At 70.0% G+C, this 16,678-nt stretch carries 14 protein-coding genes and 2 pseudogenes; 7 read left to right on the top strand and 9 right to left on the bottom strand.

Going from position 1 to position 16,678, the window contains the following annotated elements:
• Nucleotides 1-94 precede the first annotated feature (94 nt).
• Both FHS22_RS12945 and FHS22_RS12940 read left to right on the top strand, forming a co-directional pair.
• On the top strand, nucleotides 95-1,306 hold the full coding sequence (locus tag FHS22_RS12945; RefSeq protein ID WP_184941415.1) for a sensor histidine kinase: 1,212 nt from the start codon (nucleotides 95-97) through the stop codon (nucleotides 1,304-1,306).
• A gap of 11 nt (nucleotides 1,307-1,317) precedes the next feature.
• On the top strand, nucleotides 1,318-2,085 hold the full coding sequence (locus FHS22_RS12940; protein ID WP_184941685.1) for a response regulator: 768 nt from the start codon (nucleotides 1,318-1,320) through the stop codon (nucleotides 2,083-2,085).
• Between the two features lie 90 nt (nucleotides 2,086-2,175).
• On the opposite strand, the gene FHS22_RS12935 is transcribed toward FHS22_RS12940, so the two are convergent.
• From FHS22_RS12935 to FHS22_RS12925, 3 genes and pseudogenes are all read right to left on the bottom strand, one after another.
• Entirely contained in the window at nucleotides 2,176-2,985 is an 810-nt protein-coding gene (locus FHS22_RS12935) for a class I SAM-dependent methyltransferase (RefSeq protein ID WP_184941414.1), read from the bottom strand.
• 303 nt (nucleotides 2,986-3,288) lie between these two features.
• Nucleotides 3,289-3,813, bottom strand: coding sequence for a sigma factor (locus FHS22_RS12930; protein ID WP_338047729.1), 525 nt, complete (start codon nucleotides 3,811-3,813; stop codon nucleotides 3,289-3,291).
• A pseudogene (locus FHS22_RS12925) lies at nucleotides 3,810-4,070 on the bottom strand (YciI family protein); the annotation flags it as partial. The gene FHS22_RS12930 and the pseudogene FHS22_RS12925, both read right to left, overlap by 4 nt.
• A gap of 294 nt (nucleotides 4,071-4,364) precedes the next feature.
• Between FHS22_RS12925 and FHS22_RS12920 the strand changes: the two are divergent.
• Complete coding sequence (locus FHS22_RS12920; protein WP_184941412.1) at nucleotides 4,365-4,841, top strand: GyrI-like domain-containing protein; 477 nt, start codon at nucleotides 4,365-4,367, stop codon at nucleotides 4,839-4,841.
• Nucleotides 4,842-5,395: 554 nt separating this feature from the next.
• On the opposite strand, the gene FHS22_RS12915 is transcribed toward FHS22_RS12920, so the two are convergent.
• Nucleotides 5,396-6,772 (bottom strand): DUF3500 domain-containing protein, encoded by a 1,377-nt coding sequence (locus tag FHS22_RS12915; protein ID WP_184941410.1) that lies wholly within the window; start codon nucleotides 6,770-6,772, stop codon nucleotides 5,396-5,398.
• A 140-nt stretch (nucleotides 6,773-6,912) separates the two neighbouring features.
• Entirely contained in the window at nucleotides 6,913-7,947 is a 1,035-nt protein-coding gene (locus tag FHS22_RS12910) for a helix-turn-helix transcriptional regulator (protein WP_184941408.1), read from the bottom strand.
• A 61-nt stretch (nucleotides 7,948-8,008) separates the two neighbouring features.
• Here FHS22_RS12910 and FHS22_RS12905 point away from each other — a divergent pair, with 61 nt between their 5' ends.
• The gene (locus FHS22_RS12905; protein WP_184941406.1) at nucleotides 8,009-8,995 is read left to right on the top strand and encodes an MDR family NADP-dependent oxidoreductase; all 987 of its coding nucleotides are present in this window, start codon (nucleotides 8,009-8,011) and stop codon (nucleotides 8,993-8,995) included.
• Nucleotides 8,992-9,135: pseudogene (locus FHS22_RS39590) on the top strand (winged helix DNA-binding domain-containing protein); the annotation flags it as partial. The gene FHS22_RS12905 and the pseudogene FHS22_RS39590, both read left to right, overlap by 4 nt.
• A 143-nt stretch (nucleotides 9,136-9,278) precedes the next feature.
• On the opposite strand, the gene FHS22_RS12900 reads toward FHS22_RS39590, so the two are convergent.
• From FHS22_RS12900 to FHS22_RS12885, 4 genes are all read right to left on the bottom strand, one after another.
• Nucleotides 9,279-10,211, bottom strand: a complete 933-nt coding sequence (locus FHS22_RS12900) for a hypothetical protein (protein WP_184941404.1) — start codon at nucleotides 10,209-10,211, stop codon at nucleotides 9,279-9,281.
• A gap of 509 nt (nucleotides 10,212-10,720) precedes the next feature.
• Nucleotides 10,721-12,394 carry a methyl-accepting chemotaxis protein gene (locus tag FHS22_RS12895; protein ID WP_221473585.1) on the bottom strand — a complete coding sequence of 558 codons (1,674 nt, stop codon included), beginning with the start codon at nucleotides 12,392-12,394 and terminating at the stop codon, nucleotides 10,721-10,723.
• Between the two features lie 294 nt (nucleotides 12,395-12,688).
• On the bottom strand, nucleotides 12,689-12,967 hold the full coding sequence (locus FHS22_RS12890; RefSeq protein ID WP_184941403.1) for a hypothetical protein: 279 nt from the start codon (nucleotides 12,965-12,967) through the stop codon (nucleotides 12,689-12,691).
• Between the two features lie 174 nt (nucleotides 12,968-13,141).
• Nucleotides 13,142-13,672 (bottom strand): RICIN domain-containing protein, encoded by a 531-nt coding sequence (locus FHS22_RS12885; RefSeq protein WP_184941401.1) that lies wholly within the window; start codon nucleotides 13,670-13,672, stop codon nucleotides 13,142-13,144.
• 245 nt (nucleotides 13,673-13,917) lie between these two features.
• Between FHS22_RS12885 and FHS22_RS38960 the strand changes: the two genes are divergently transcribed.
• Nucleotides 13,918-15,231, top strand: coding sequence for a pentapeptide repeat-containing protein (locus FHS22_RS38960; protein WP_184941399.1), 1,314 nt, complete (start codon nucleotides 13,918-13,920; stop codon nucleotides 15,229-15,231).
• 470 nt (nucleotides 15,232-15,701) lie between these two features.
• On the top strand, nucleotides 15,702-16,664 hold the full coding sequence (locus tag FHS22_RS12875; RefSeq protein ID WP_184941398.1) for an NAD(P)H-dependent flavin oxidoreductase: 963 nt from the start codon (nucleotides 15,702-15,704) through the stop codon (nucleotides 16,662-16,664).
• Nucleotides 16,665-16,678 lie beyond the last annotated feature (14 nt).

Genomic DNA, 16,678 nt, shown 5'->3' with positions numbered 1-16,678 from the left:
GGAGTGAGCAGTGCGGGCCGGCGGCCCGGGACGGATGCGGATATCCGACCGTGGTCGGACGCCGCATGATCCAGTGAGGCGATACCGTCCCACCATGAAATGGGCTGAACGGCGGTACGGAAGAAGAGACGTCATCGACGCGGCGGTGGCGGTCGCCGTGGCGCTGCTCATCAGGTACGCCGTCGTCGACCCGCCGGGACCGTCGTCGCACTGGCCCGAGTGGTCGGCTTGGCCGATGGCGGCGATCGTGAGCTTTCCGATCGCGGTCCGGCGGCGCCGGCCGTGGGCCGCGCTCGCCCTCGCGTGCGCCACGGCCGCGGCGGCGACCATGGCCGGGGCCATCGCGGCGGGCGCGATCTGGGTGTCGTTCGTGCCGACCGTGCTCGTGCTGTACCTGGTGGCCGCCACCACCTCGATCGCCTGGTCGGCGGCGGGCCTGGCGGCCTGCCTGTCCGCCGCGGCCACCGCGGTCCCGGTCTTCTACTCGCAGGTGTTCCCCGGCCTCGCCCCCGCGGCCACGCCCAGCGAGATACCGCCGGCCTGGCCGATCGAGATCGGTGTGATCGGTGTGCTCCTGACCGCCGCATGGGCCGTGGGGGCGGTCGTGCGCTGGAAGCGGGACACCACCGCCCGCCTCGTCCGCCACCTCGCCGACGCCGCGGTGACCGACGAGCGCAGGCGCATCGCCCGGGAACTGCACGACGTCATCGGCCACAGCATGAGCCTGATCGCCGTCAAGGCCACCGTCGCCAACCACGTCGCCGACGCCCGCCCGCAGGAGGTCCGCGCCGCGCTGGCCGTCATCGAGCAGACCAGCCGGAGCACGCTCACCGAGATCCACCGGGTACTCGACCTGCTGCGCGCCGACGACGATCCCCGGCAGGCCCCGCTGCCCGCGCCCGGCATGGCGGACCTGCCCGAGCTGGCCGCCCACGCCCGCTCGGCCGGGGTCGAGGTGGAGCTGACCGTTCCCCGGGAGACCGCGCTGCCTGCCGCGGTCGCGATGTCGGTGTACCGGATCGTGCAGCAGGCCCTGACCAATGTGATCACCCACGTGGGCCCCACCCGCTGCTCGGTCACCGTGGACGTCGACGGGCGGGAAGCCGTGATCGAGGTCGTCGACGACGGCCCTCGCCACGGCCGGCCGCCGCGCCCGGGCCACGACGGGCGCGGCGGGCACGGTTTGATCGGCATGCGGGAACGGGCCAGGATGTACGGAGGCACATTCGATGCGGGGCCCCGGCCCGAAGGAGGTTTTCGCGTGTCGGCTCGACTGCCCTACGAACCGGACGGCACCGTGACGTGAGCACCGACCACATGAGCGTCGGCGCCGCCCCGCACGATCCGTCCCCGCCCGTCCGGGTCCTGCTCGCCGAGGACCAGGTGCTGATCCGCGACAGCCTCAAAATCCTCATCGACACCGCACCGGGGCTGGCCGCCGTGGGCGAGGCGGGCACCGGTGCCGAAGCCGTGCTCCTGGCCCGCCGCCACCGGCCCGACGTCGTCCTCATGGACGTGCGTATGCCGGACATGGACGGTATCGAGGCGACCAGGCGCATCTGCGCGGACCCCGCCTGCGCCGGCGTCCGCGTGCTGATCCTCACCACGTTCGATCTGGACGAGTACGTGTACGCGTCGCTGCGGGCCGGCGCGAGCGGCTTCCTCCTCAAGAGCGCGGCGGCGAATGAGCTCCTGACCGCCATCGGCGTCGTCGCCTCCGGTGAGGCGCTGCTCGCACCCACCGTCACCCGCCGGCTCATCACCGAATTCCTGCAGGGCCCCCACCCCGCCCCGGCCGTGCGGAGCCTCGATGACGTCACCCGGCGCGAGCGCGAGGTGCTCACCCTCATCGGCAGAGGACTGTCCAACTCCGAGATCGCCGAGCATCTGCACCTCACCGTCGGCACGGTCAAGACCCACATCGGCCGCCTCCTGGCCAAACTGCACGCCCGCGACCGGGCCCAGCTCGTCATCGCCGCCTACGAAGGCGGGCTCATCACCAACCAGGATGGCCGCCGGTCACCGGTCAGCCCCGCTCCGAACGACGACGCGTCCCTGCCCGTCCATCCGTACCGGCCTCTGTAGGCAGGTGCGGGATCTGTTCGCGGAGCCGGTGCCCATGGAGGAGCGGGTGCCGGGCGGAAGCCGCGTACCCAACCTCACGGGACAGAACAGCTAGCCGTCCGCGCCCGCAGCCGGCAGTGGCACCTCGGCGACGAAGAACAGAAAGCTGATTTTGGTCGAGAAGTCATGGAAATCGTCGGGGAACAGCTCGCGGGCGGCCGGGTCGGGCTGCGGCTCGCTGATGGTGGCGAGGTGGAAACCGGCGGCGGTGAAGGCGTCGGTCATCGCGTGCAACGGCCTGCGCCAGAAGACCATCGGGAAGGACCGCCCGTTGAACGTCCACTCGTCGGTATAGCTGGTGGTCGCGAAGTAGTCGGGCCGAGGGTCCTGGAACACGTAGTCCACGAACGGGTGGTTCACCGACGCGACCAGTCGGCCGCCGGGCCTGAGCACGCGCCGCATCTCGGCCAGCGCCGGCCCCCAGTCCTGCAGGTAGTGCAGCACCAGCGACGCGACCACGTCGTCGAACGCGCCGTCGGTGAACGGCAGGGGCTCGCTCAGGTCGGCCACGTGCAGGTCCGCGTCGTCGCCGAGCCGCCGCCGGGCCAGCGCCAGCATCCCGGCGCTGGCGTCGATGCCGGTGACGACGGCGCCGCGCTCGCGCAGTGCGGCGGTCAGGGGGCCTGAGCCGCAGCCGGCGTCCAGGACCCGGCGGCCGGCCACGTCTCCGGCGAGGGCCGTGATCGCGGGCCGTGCGTAGTACGCGTTGATGAAGCTGTTCTCGGTTTCCGCCGAGTACGCCTCGGCGAAGCCGTCGTAGTCGTTCACCCGGGCCGTCGGATCTGCGGCCCGGGTCGCGGTCGAAACCCAGGCGGGCCCCGACGGCGCGGGATTCTCGGGCACGTCTGCTACACGTTCCATGATCGCAGCCTAACCCGCCGCCGGCGGGCGCGGCATGGTCGGTCCGCTGCGTGGGCAGCAGTGTGCGCTGTCACTTCCCGCGGACATCTCCGCATCCGTTGACCATCGGCTGCTGCCCGAATCCGTCAGCGAAGGCTGCTCCCTCCCACCGGCATGGCCGGCTGCCGCGCGGTGGGACGGTCTGCGACCCGGCCGACCCGATGGGCATGATGTTCTTCATCATCCCGGTTCTTCACCATCCCGGACGCCTTCGCCGAGTTCGAGGCCGGCCTGCTGCGCGACCACGATCAGCACGTGAGCTCTTCAATCGTCGGCGGACGGCATCCGGTAGGGGATGCGAGCCGCCTTGATCTTGGCCTTCGCGCGGGTGATGCGCTGCTCCATGGTGGTCCCCTGCACCAGGAAGGCACGGGCGATCTCGGGTACGGTCAGACCGCCGACCATGCGCAGCGTCAACGCCACGCGTGCTTCCACCGCCGGCGCCGGGTGGCAGCAGGTGAAGACCAGCCGGAGCCGGTCGTCGTCGATGGCGCCCAGCGGCTCAGGCGGGGCCTGGTCGTACAGCATCTGCGCCTCCTTCTGCTTGTCGCCGCGCTTGTTCTCGCGCCGGACCCGGTCGATGGCCTCGCGGTTGGCGGTGGTGGTCAGCCACGCGCCCGGGTTGGGCGGTACGCCGTCGGCACGCCACCGCTCGACGGCGGTCGTGAACGCCTCGGCCGCTGCCTCCTCGGCGATGTCGAGGTCACCGAAGCGCCTGGTCAGGGCGGCCACCACCCGCGACCACCCGCCGTGGTGGGCCCGGGTGATCGCCTCCTCGACGTCGCTCACCGGAACGGCCGCACCTCGATCTTCCGATCGCAGATCTTCGACGCCTCGGCGGCGAGCGTGAGCGCCGCATCCAGATCGGGGGCCTCCCACACCCAGACGCCGGCGAGGTACTCCTTCGACTCCACGAAAGGCCCGTCGCTGAACACCGCCTGCTCTCCCCGGTTGTCGATGACCGTGGCCGCGTCGGGGTCCGTGAGTCCGCCCGCGAAAACCCAGTAGCCCTCGGCGATCAGTCGTTCGTTGAACGTGCTGATGGCGGGCCGCCTGTCCGTGCTGCCGGGATCGCTCTTGTCGTCAGGTACTGCATCTGAAGATCATCTCCTGTGGTGTCAAGACAGCGTGGTCCGGTGGCAGGGACTTCAGTCCGTCGCATACCGCGGGCGCCCGGCCGGCCGGTAGCGGGTCCTCGTGGATCCGGTGCGGGATCCGCAGCCGCCGGCCCCTGGCCGCCCTACGCGTTCCTTTCGAGGGGCCAAAGGTGATCATGCGGTTCGCCGGGCGTCGGCGCTTACGCACTCACCCCGGCTCCCCGCGTAGGGCAAGATGCAGTGATGGAGATCGTTGAGGCCCCGAAGGTCGTCGCCCTGCCCGAACGGAACTATGCGGGCATTCGGACGGTCACTCCGTTCAAAGGCATGTTCCTGGTGCGGGATCGGCTCATGAAGGAGCTTCATGCCCGATTCGACCAGGGGGACACTTTTTTCAGGCTGCACGTCATCGATATGGCCGGGGAGATGCACGTCGAGGTCGGGATCGTCACCGGTGCCGCCGTGGAACCGGACGGACGGGTCCTGCCCGGGGTATTGCCGGCCGGAGATTACGCCACGATGACCTATGTCGGTCACGGGCGGCGGGCCAACCGGACTCTCCTGGAATGGATCCGGGGCAACGACCTGGCGATGGATTGCGTGGAGGACCCTGCCGGTGACCGGTTCGGCTGCCGCTACGAGCTCTACCGCACGGACCCGCGGACGGAGCGGATGAAGACCCGCTGGCAGACCCAGCTGGCGATCCGGCTTGACCGCTGACGGGATGACCGGCCACAAGCGAGCGTCGGGTGCCCGCTTGTGGCCGCAGACACCGCGCGCCCGGCCCACCGGACCCCGTCCTCGTCCGGCTGGGGCGGGGTGTCGGCGACTGTACGTCCGGGCCGAAGCCGGGCAGGCCCGTTGAGCAACCGCGATCGACAACGGTAGAAGCCGATCATGGGGAGATGCCGGCACTGCGTCGCGTGGATCTCATGTTCGCAGACGCCTGACGCACCCGTGCCGCACAGGCTCGGCCCGATCGGTCGGCTCGCGGAGCGCATCGCACACCGGGCGGCAAGCCCGTCCGGCGTTCGAGCCGATCCCGACGTTGCATCGCGCGACCCGCCGGATGGAGGGCGGTGCCGCAGCTCCGGCCGCCGCGGCGATGAACCCGTGAGTCCTCTCCGTCCTGACGGCGCAGGGCGCGACGGGTTCGTGCGGAACGGTGGCGGATGAGAGGAGGCTCCCGGTAAGACACAGTCGGCCAAGATCCGATGCCCCGACCGGAAGCCTCGTCGCTGTCTTACGGTCCCTCGGCGCGGGCTCGCGGTTCCTCAGGTGGCGGAGGGGTGCGGGTGCGTGGCGAGGTGTTCCTTGAGTAGGTCGAAGCCGTAGTCGTTGCCGTTGGGTGTGCGGATGACGGCGTGGATGTGGTTGCGGGAACCGCCCCCGCCACCGCCGCCGGGGGCTGCACCGCCGCTGGCGTCGGCACCGGGGGGACCGCTGCCGGGCTGCGGGCCGCCGGAGCCGCCGGGCGCGGGGCCGCCGCCTTGGGTGTTGCCGGATACGACCCCGGTCTTGGTGGCGTTGTCCGGCACCAGCGCGGCCTCGACGGCGCCGGAGGCGGGCCCGCCGCCTTGGCAGTCGAATTCGATCAGGATGACCGGGCTCTGGATGCGGAAGTAGAACGCCCCGTCGGCGGTGGTGGGTCCTTGCCATGCGAAGTACGTCTCGGCCAGCTTGTCCTTGATCTCGGCCATCTTCACCGCGGCGTGGCCGGTGTCCATGTTGCCGACGAACAGGTTCGCCAGGTCGAGGAGCCGGGTCTGCTGCGCTGTGGTCAGCTCGCTGACTTTGATGCCCGCGTACGGGAGCACGGCGTTGTCCTTGCCGGCCTCGGTCGAGTTGACCGTGCCGCCCTTGGTCGCCGCGGTGATCGCCTCGGCCTTCTGCGAGGCGTCCAGGGCGTTGATCATCGCGACGCCGGCGGCGAGTTCCTCGGTGAAAAGTTCGATCTTCGTGCCGTCGTCGTAGTAGCCCACCCGCGGCTCGGAACCGAGGAACGTCGGGGTCATGACGACCTGGTCGCCGAGGACGAAGTAGTTCAGCACCAGATGGTGGCCCTGGAACTGCCAGCCCCACGGTTCTGTCTGCGACGGGGTGCCCATGACGGTGATGAAGTACAGGTCCTCGTCGAACTGGTCGAGCCGGCCCATCAGCCGGCCGGTGACGTGGTTGAGCTTGCGGATGTTGTTGCTCAGCGCCAGGCCCTCGGCTGACAGTCCGGCCTGCAGAACCGCCAGGGCGGCCTTCTGCTGGGCGGCGGTCATGTCCTTCATCCGCACGCCGTTGCGGCTGAAATTGTGGATGTTGGACCAGTTCAGCCACTGGTCGGCGGTGACGTCGTAGAGGGTTTCGGCCTTCTGCGCGTCGGTCAGCGCCGCGACGAAAGCGGTGCCCGCGGCGACGACCGCGGCGGTGGACACGCCGGTGGAGTGCACCGCGAACAGGTCCGGCACGACGGTGCCGTCGGTGGTGACGCCCTTGAAGTCGGTGTACGACACCATGGTGCCGCCGCCACCGGGTGCCCCTGGCCCGCCCGCTGACGGGGTGGCGGTGCTGCCGGTCGGCGTCGTGGACGTGTTGTCCGACGAGCAACCGGTCATCGCCGCTACGGCGGCCGCGCCACTGAGCAGCAGAGCCCGGTTCATGAATATCCGCCGACTGAAACCAGTGCTAGTTACATTAAGTGAGTTATTCGTCACACAAGGCACTGTATCCGTCGACCAACATTTTCATCCTCCGGTGTCCGTCGCCCGGGGCCTGGTGGGCGGCCTGTCGGTGAACCGTCTCATCCCGACACCCGGCGAGGGGGCGGATCGACCTGCGTGGGGACCGGGGGCACCTTCGGGAGCGTGGGGTCGGCGGGGGCTGCCGATCTGTCGACGGCGTTGAGAAAGCGTGTGCCCCAATCTCTCAAGTGATCGACGAGCTCCGGCGGTTCGAGCACCTCGAATTCGGTGCCGAGGTTGCCCAGCGCCTGCGTGGGCCAGTCCAGGCTGGTGGAGATCATCGTGAGCCGGCATCGATGGTGGGCGACCGGTTCGATCTCACCCCACTGGCCGACCATCCGCTGCACGTGTTCTGCGGGTGCGTGAACCAGCACGACGACGGTGTGAGCGGTCGGAACCTGAGCCGCGGTGCGGACGAACGCGGCGGCGTCCCCGCCGGGAAGCGGTCGCGGCAGGAAAGGGGCGCCGGTGCTGCGCGGCCGTGCCAGCCGGTCCAGGCGGAAGCTGCGCCAGTCATGCCTGGTCAGGTCATACGCCAGCAGATACCAGCGGCCTGCGAGCGCGACGAGGCGATGGGGTTCCACTTCGCGTTCGGTTTGCGTGCCGCCGCGCGTGGTGTAGTGGAAGCGCAGCCGTTCCTGATCCCGGCAGGACTGGGCGGTCAGCATCAGCACCTCCGCGGGGATGACCGGCCCGGTGGACGCCGCCGAGACGGTCATCGCGCGCAGCGCGTTCACCCTGGCCCGCAGACGGGGCGGAAGGACCTGCACCACCTTGGTCAACGCGCGCACCGCCGCCTCCTCCAGCCCCGCGATGCCGCTCTGCGCCGCGTCTCCCATGCCGACCGCCAGCGCGACCCCTTCTTCGTCGTCGAGCACCAGTGGCGGCAGCACGGCCCCGGGCTCCAGCTGGTAGCCGCCGTCGGTGCCCCGGGAGGCCCGTACCGGATACCCCAGCTCACGCAGACGATCGACATCCCGGCGCAGCGTGCGTTCTGACACGCCGAGACGATCGGCTAGATCCGCCCCTGGCCAGTGGCGGTGCGTCTGCAGCAACGACAGCAGCGTGAGCGTGCGGGAGCTGGTGTTGGCCATATCGCCATTATGTGATGCTTCCGGTCAAAAAGTGACCGGAAGCATCACTATGGTGGTCGCCATGATGACTCGCGAGATCCAGCTGACCGCCCAGATCGCCGCCGTCCCCGGTCCCGAGCACTTCACCGTCGCCCACAAGCAGATCGAGGGCGAGGTCGTGGTCCGTACCGACTACCTGGGTCTGGCTGCCACCTACCTCGAACTCATGCGCGCCGACTGCCGCCTTCCGATTCCGGCTCGGCGGCCTGGCCAGCGGGTGGGCGTCATGGCGATCGGCACCGTGTTGAGCTCGGCCGGCCCCGAGCTGCAGGAGGGCGACCTGGTCCAGTCGATGAGCGGCTGGAGCACGCACTCGGCGGGACCGGCGGCCTCCTACGTCAAGTTGGACCCGGACGTCTATCCCGACCCGAGCTACTACCTGGGCCAGGGCCCGACCGCCTACTGCGGTGTCGCGGACGTGGCCGAGGTCGGCGAGGGCGACATCGTGTTCGTCTCCGGCGCGGCCGGAGGCGTCGGCTCACTGGCCGGACAGATCGCCCGCAACCTGGGAGCCAAGAAGGTGATCGGCAGCGCGGGCAGCCAGGCCAAGGCCGACTACCTCGTGGATGAGCTCGGTTTCAACGCCGCCTTCGACTACCATCACGACCCGATCGCCGCGCTCAAGGAACTGGCCCCGGAGGGCATCACCGTCTTCTTCGACACCGTGGGCGGTGCGCTGTACGACGCCGCGCTCGAGGTCGCCGCGCCGGGCGCCAGGTTCGCCCTGTGCGGCTCGCTGTCCACCCAGCTCGGCGCCGCCGCCGACCGCTTCCCCGAGCCCGACCGCGATGCCGCCCGGGCCAGAGGGGTCGAGCTGCTGCCGTTCTCCTGCCACCACACGCCCGACCAGATCGCCGCCTGGCACCACCACTTCCGCACAGCGCTCGACCAGAGCCGCTTCGTCTACCCGCGGACCGTGGTCGAGACCGGCATCGACGGCGTGCCCGGCGCATTCCTGGCCATGCTGCGGGGCGAGTACCGAGGCAACGTCTCGGTACGGCTGGCATGACCACCCTGTCCCGCCGAGCGCTCAACCGGGCCCTGCTCCGGCGGCAGTTCCTGCTGGAGCGGGCCGACCTGACGGCCCTGAACGTGATCGGCCACCTGGTCGCCATGCAGGCCCAGGAGCCGAACTGGCCCTACGCCGGCCTGTGGACCCGAATCCGCCACTTCACCCACGCCGACCTCACACCCTGCTCTCCGAGGGACGAGTGGTGCGTTCCGGCCTCCTGCGCAGCACGATGCACCTCGCCGCAGCCGACGACATCCTGCAGGGCGGTGATCGGGCCGACTTACTTGCGGCGCGCCGGGGCGCTCAGCACGTCGCTGAACTCATCGACGGCCAGTCCTCGTCCCGGCCTCGCCTTGGGCGCGATGATCGTCATCGGCTTGTCCCAGTTGCGGTACTGCGTGCCCAGGCGCGCCTGATCGATCCGGCCCTCTCCCCACCCTGCGACCTTGGAGCGCAGGTCTGGGTGCAGGTTGAAGCTCCAAACGACCCGGTAGGGCCATCCGCGGTCGTCATACATGTAGGTCCAGTCCACCTCGGAGGTGCCCAAATCCGCGGTCCCCGCGGCCTCACGGAAACTGGGCGAGACACGGTAGAGCTGTTTGAGCGTGATCGTCCCGCTCAGGGTGTAGATCCGCTGCCTGCGCCCGCTGGTGCTGTCCTTCAGCCAGGGCGTGACGTCCTTGCTTCCGGCGGCCGCCAGCAGCGTGCGCAGCGTGGCCGGCTCCAAGACGTTGATGAACTGATCGCCGTAAGCGGCGGCGGCGCCGCCGGCGCGGCCGACGCGCACCCAGGATGCGGCCCCCGGCGCCAGCTGGTACTGCCAGCCGCCCACGCTGATGAGACGCAGCCTGCCCGCCGCGCGCAGCACGCCGGCGAAGTAGGGGTCGGTGGCCGCCGCCTCCACCATCAGCTGCTTTTCGCCGCCGATGCTCATGTGCCGGGTGTGCTCTGAGGCGATCACGCCGGCCCGCCCCAGCTTGACCTTGCCGGTGCCCTTGACTTCCATGCCGGTGGTGATGATGGTGGTCCGGCCGTTGCTCAACTGCACCTGCCGCTCCAGGTCGGTGGAGGTGTTGCCGTAGAACTCCGTCGTTGCGCCGGCCCCGCGGGCCAGCAGGAACCGCAGGCCCGCCACCGGGTCGGGCTCGGCGGTGTGGACCGGGGCGATGGCGGGTGCGCCGGCCAGGGTCAGGGCGATGATGAGGGAGTGCATGCCGGACATCCAAGGTGGGTGAGCGCAGACGATCTTTTCCGGGTGACTGTAGCGTGCGTGCGCGAGCTCCTTGGCAGCCGGATCATCTCCGAGGCGGCGGATTCCGAGGCGGTCGGCGGCTACCGGTCACCGGCCGGGTACGGGTCGGCGCGCTCGTGTTCGTCCCGACCATGGTGGCCACCGGCGTCGTGCTGTCGTGCCAGGCCGAGCGGCACCGCCGCGACCTGGCCGGCGTCCGCCGCGCCCACGCCGAGGTGCAGCGCGCCGAGCGCCGGCGCTCACCGTCAGCGCCGAACCGGGGCAACTCCAGTCTGCCCTCAAGCGTAGCCCCGCCGCCTCCCGCAGGCACGGGGCACTTCGGCGCTCGCGCCGATCACTGGGATCCCGATCATCTTGGGCAGCGGTGAGCAGGGCGGGCCTCAGCCGGACGGCCGGTGGGTGACGGCGGTCGTCGGACCGCCGTCACCCACCGGCCGTTTCGTTGTCGCTCAGCCCGGGTGCTGCCAGGCTCAGTACCGGTAGTGCCCGATCACGGACTGCAGCTCACCGCCCATCCGGGCCAGTTCGGCCGTGGCGCGTTTGGCCTCGTCGATACCGTCGGCCGCATTCTGCGCGGCCTCGGCCACTCCGGCGATGTTGGCCGCGATGTCGCTGGTGCCGGTTGCGGCATCGGTGACGCTGCGGTTGATCTCGTTGGTCGTGGCGGTCTGTTCCTCGACCGCGCTGGCGATGGTGGTCTGGTAATCGTTGATCTTGCTGATCACCTCGGTGATCTGTGCGATCGCCTCGACGGAACCCCGGCTGTCGCTTTGCAGGGTCGCGATCCGGCCGGCGATGTTCTCGGTGGCCTTGGCGGTCTCCTGGGCCAGGTCCTTGACCTCGCTGGCGACGACCGCGAAGCCCTTGCCGGCGTCGCCGGCGCGGGCGGCCTCGATGGTGGCGTTCAGCGCCAGCAGGTTGGTCTGTTCGGCGATCGAGGTGATGACCTTGATGACTTCGCCGATCTCCTGTGACGATTCGCCCAGCTTGGTCATGGTCCGGTTGGTCGATTCGGCGATCGCGACGGCGTCGCCGACGACCCGGGCGGCCTCGTTGGCGTTCTGGGAGATCTCCCGGATCGACATGCCCATCTGCTCAGCCGCTGCGGCGACGGTCTGCACGTTGTGCGCCACCTGCTCAGCCGTACTGCTGACGACGGCGGCCTGACCGCTCGCCCGATCGGCGCTGCCGGCCACCAGCTCGCTGGTGGTCGACAGCTCCTGCGAGGAGGAGGCCAGCGTGTCGGCGCTGCCGGCGATCGTGCGGACCAGGTCGAGTTTGCGTGCCAGCTCGTCGTTGAACGCCCCGGCCAGCGCGGACAGCTCCTGGGTGCCTGCCGGGGTGAGCTGGAAGGTCAGATCGTTGTGGTCGCGCATGCGCAGGGAGGCGGTGTAGGCGACGATGACGCCGCCGACCTTTGTCTGCAGCAGGAACAACACCGCGCCCATCGCGATGGGCAGCAGTACGGCAAGGCCGATCAGCAGCTGGATCGAGGTGTCGGTTGTGCTGTTGGCGTCCTGGACGGCCCGGGCCGAGCGGTCGTTCAGCAGCTTCTGGAATTCGTCCATCGGGCCGGTGATGATCGCCTTGTCGGCGGCGTAGGTCGCGTCGAACATGATGGTGCGCGCGACCTGGAGCTTGCGCGCCGGGCTGAGCGCTGCGTCGGCCGCATCCAGCTCGGTCTGCGCGATGGCCGGCGGCATGTCGGCCACAGCGGTCCCGGACGCCTCCAAAACCAGTCGCTGGGATCGGGACTCGGTCTTGACCAGCGCGTCGGAATTGGCTTTGGCCTGGTCGACGAGCGCGAGCTCCTCCTGGCTCGCGCCGAGCTGCTTGAGCCGGGCGAGGGCCTTGTCGCGGGTCTTGGTGACGTTGATCTCGTTCCAGTAGTTGTCCAGGTGCGCGCGGTCGGCGGTGACCGCGTACATGCGCGCCTCGCTGGTGAGATGGTCCGAGGCGGACTGCAACTGCAGACCCAAGGACCTGAACTGGGCCTGCCGGTCGTAGGCGCGCTTTTCCGCCGTCACAGCGGAGCTGACGAGCATCACCGCAAGCACCAGCAGACCGGTCAGCAGGACGAGGGTTCCGATGGCCGCTTTGTTGATGGTCGACTGCCGCAGTCGTCGGCCTTGAGTAGTGGACATGCTGGCGCTCCTTTCTCTTAGCCATGTGCACCCGGACTCGGATGTCTCTTTGGATATCGGCCGAAGGCAGCGGAGCCGAAGGTATTCGGTGACAGAAGGGGTTGAGAAGCCGGTGTTCACACCGCTGCCCGCTCGCCTGCCGGTGTGTCGACTCCGACTCGATCGCGACCCGGCTGTTCCGGGCGGACCTCGACCCACCCAGAGATCTGGCCTTCAGCCATCGGCCTTGGCCGCGGGAACACGACCAAGGTCGCGGGGCGAATCACAGGGGCAGTCTTCGAAGAGGTGTCGTCATCACGATCCGTCGGCCACGTGCAGGACGAAAGCCGGCACATCGGCGAGCAGTGCCTGCTCCTGGTCTCCGGCCGAGCCGGCGCCGTGGCCGCCGTGCTCCTCGGCACGCAGCACCGGCGGGTGGGGCACGCCGTCCCGAACCCGCGGGCAGGCGTCGATGATCAGAAGGGCGCGCAGGCCTTCCTCGGCGGTGACGCTGCCGGACTCGGGCACGTTGATCGGCCCGCTCTCGGTGAACTCGTTCCGGGTGGCGTTCACCGTCGGCACGTGGAACGCCATGGCCGCCCAACGCCGCGAACGCGCCCGGGTCCGGGGCGGCCGGCCCCTCGCAGCGGAACCTGAAGTGCGTTACCCGACCCAGTGATCATTTCCGGTCGCACCCCCAGGCGTCACCCGGACGCCGTCGTCCGGGATCCGCTCGGCCCCGGACGGCGGTGCCGCCGTACTAGATGATCAGGTGGGCCAGAACCACTGCGGCGACACCCACACCTGGTTGGCGCCCTGGTAGCAGCTGTACTGCACCGCCTCCCCGAAGTCCGCGGTGCTGTAGTTGAGGATCTCCAGGCACTTGCCGCTGTTCTGGTTGCGCAGCATCATCCTGTTGTTCGGCTGCCCGGGGCCGACCAGGATCTCGACGAGCTGCCACTTCTGGTTGGCTCCGCCGTGGCAGGTGTACTGGGTGACGGTCGCGAACTCGGCGGTGCTCCAGCCGAGCACGTCCAGGCACTTCCCGCTGTTGACGTTGACCAGGGTCTGCCATCCTCCGCCGACCGGCTGTATGTACCACTTCTGGTTGTTCCCGCTGTGGCACGTGTACTGGTCGACGTTCGCGAGGTCCGCGGTGCTGGAGTACGCCACCTCCAGGCACTTGCCGCTGTGCAGGTTGCCGAAGGTGAAGGTCGTGGTGGCCTCCGCGGGCCGGGCGGGGAGGAGCAGCAGGGCCGCGGCGGAGAGCACCGCCGCAGCACGTTTCGACGAACGCATCTTCTGCCTTTCGACGTTTCCGGCATGACGTGCCCCGGTGCCTCGGGGGAGCGGTGAGACGGGGCGTTCTGCATCGCCGTACGCGTGGATTATCAGCCCGATTCCCACCTGTTTCCATGGCCTCGTCCGCTATCGGACACCTCGCCCCGTACCCGGTCCGCGTTGGCGCGCCACAAGGTCATCCGGTTACCGGAAAGGCCGTGAACACCTGGCCGGACCCGCCGGTGACCGGATGAAATGAACGCATGCCTTGGTTGCCGCGCCGCCCCACCGCCCTGCCGCCCGACCCCCCGCCGACCCCCCGCGCCGCCGCCTGGTGGATCCTGCCCGCGGTGCTGCTGGTCGCCGGCACGGTGGCCGCGACCATGTGGTGGCTGCTGACCGGCGGCCTGCCCGCGGCCCCACCGGGACAGGCCGGCAGCGTGCGCGGCGAGGCCCTGCGCACCGCGCTGGCCGCCGGCGCCGGTGTCGGCGCCGCCATCACCTTGGCCCTGGCCTTCCGCCGCCAACGCCACCAGGAGATCACCACCGCCCACACCACCCACGACGCCACCGAACGCCGGGTCACCGAGCTGTACACCAAAGCCGCCGAGCAGCTCGGCCACGACAAGCCTGCCGTACGCCTGGCCGGCCTGTACGCCCTGGAGCGCCTGGCCCAAGACAACCCCGGCCACCGCCAGACCATCGTCAACGTCATCTGCGCCTACCTGCGGATGCCCTACACCCCGCCCCGGAGCCCCGGCCCCCGGCAACCGGCCCCCTCGACGCCGGGACCCTGGCAGACCGCCTCCGAGTCCGGCCCGGCCCCCGAAGGGGAACAACAGGTCCGCCTCACCGCCCAGAGCATCCTGGCCGAGCACCTGCGCGACGAACGCCGCTCCGGTCAGCGCGCCGACCTCCCCGCCCCTTCCCGCCACTGGCCCGGCATGCGCATCAACCTGACCAGCGCCACCCTCCTCGACCTCGACCTCATCGAGACGCACCTCGCCGAGGCCCAATTCAGCGAGGCGACCTTCATCGGGGAGACCTCCTTCGACCGGGCGGTCTTCACCGGCCCGGCCACGTTCGACGGAGCGGCCTTCACCGGGGACACCTCCTTCTACGGGGCGACCTTCACCGAGGACGCATGGTTCAGCAGGGCGGCCTTCACCGAGGACGCCGACTTCGACGGGGCGACCTTCACCGGGCAGGCCATATTCCACGCGGTGACCTTCACCGGCGACACCCAGTTCAGCGAGGCGGCCTTCGCCGACCACGCTATGTTCAACACGGCGACCTTTCACGGGAACGCCCGGTTCGACGAGGCGGTCTTCACCGAGTTCGCCCGGTTCGACGAGGCGGCCTTCACCGGGGACACCTCCTTCGACGGGGCGGCCGTCACCGGGTTCACCGGATCCAGGATGAACAAGGCCGAATGGACCCCGATCGCCCACCACCAGGATCATGTGTGGCCGCCAGGCTGGCGTACGGTGACCGGCCCGGACGGCCGCACCGTCCTGGCCCGCCAGGAAAGCGCCGCAGGCGAGGGGAACGGCCAAGACGGGGCGCAGGCAAGCTAAGGCCGTCGCGGCAGGAGGCGTAGCGGGGCGTCCAGCCCGGCTCGTCGGTGGCGCGCCGGTTGGAAGGCGGACGTGGGCGGTGACCATCAGGGCGCGCAAGTACGGCAGGGCGGCGAGGAGGGGGCGGGGCACCCGCCGGGGAGGAGACGCCCCCCGCGGCCTGTGCGATGGCGTGGAAGTAGGCCTCGAGAGTGACCATGCGGCGTGATCAAATCGCACCGCTCTACGGCTGATACCCGATCCCGCGACCGCTTCCCCACTTCAGGGCCCCGGGCCGACCGGATCGGAGTTCCGCCCGGTTGCGGCGGGAAGGGCCGCATCCATGACGGGCACTCGGCCCGTCCCCGGAAAGGGCCGCCGGTCATCTCGTCCTTGGGACATCTATGAACCTCTCTCAGCCTGCTCACAGGAAGACCAGGAGAACCTGCTGTCGATGAAGGCCCCGTCGATACAGAAGCGAAGGTGCGGCCATGGCGTTGTCGACGCGATTCACGGAGCTGTTCGGGGTGCGGCATCCGATCATGCTGGCGCCGATGGGCGGGTCGGCCGGCGGCGCGCTGGCGGCGGCCGTCTCCCGCGGCGGAGGGCTCGGAATGCTGGGCTCCGGGAACGGGGAACGCGAATGGCTGGATCGCGAGGCGTCGATCGTGGCCGCGGGCACCGGCCAGCCGTGGGGCATCGGGTTCCTGAGCTGGGCGGTCGACGTCGGTGCGGTAGAGCGTGCGCTGGCATACGGTCCCCGGGCGGTCATGTTGTCCTTCGGCGATCCCGGCCCGTTCATCGACTCCATCCGTCAAGCGGGAGCGCTTCTGATCATTCAGGTCACCGACCTGGAGGAGGCCCGGCGCGCTGTGGATCTGGGCGCCGATGCCATCGTGGCGCAGGGCACCGAAGCCGGTGGCCATGGTGCCCGGCGCGGGCGTTCCACGTTGCCGTTCGTCCCTGTCGTGGTGGATCTGGCCGCGCCGGTGCCGGTGCTGGCGGCCGGGGGGATCGCCGATGGCCGCGGCATCGCCGCGGCCCTGGCCCTGGGCGCTGCCGGCGCCCTGCTCGGCACCCGCTTCCAGGCCACCGCCGAGGCCCTGGTCGATCCCGCGATCACCAAGGCGATCGTCGAAGGACACGGGCAGGACACCGAGCGCAGCAGCGTGCTGGACATCGTCCGCGGCTCTCGATGGTCATCGAAGTACACCGCCCGCACCCTCGGCCACCCCTACCTCGATCGCTGGCGCGGCCGCGAGGCCGAGCTCGCCGCGGACCCCCGGGCCGGCCAGGACTACCAGGACGATCTGGCACGAGGTGCCATACCCCCGCTGCCGGTCTGGGCCGGTGAGGCCGTCGACCTCATCACCGATCGGCCCTGCGCAGCCGATCTCGTCGTCACCCTGGTCGCGCAGGCCGAGGACGCGCTCAACAGAGCCGGAAGGCACTGACCGGTGGCGGCTCC

This window comes from Thiemannella venezuelensis (assembly GCF_014203605.1).
Classification (GTDB): domain Bacteria; phylum Actinomycetota; class Actinomycetes; order Streptosporangiales; family Streptosporangiaceae; genus Planomonospora_A; species Planomonospora_A venezuelensis.
The sequence above is the reverse complement of the archived record's forward strand: the minus strand, read 5'-3'. Positions and strand labels throughout refer to the sequence as shown.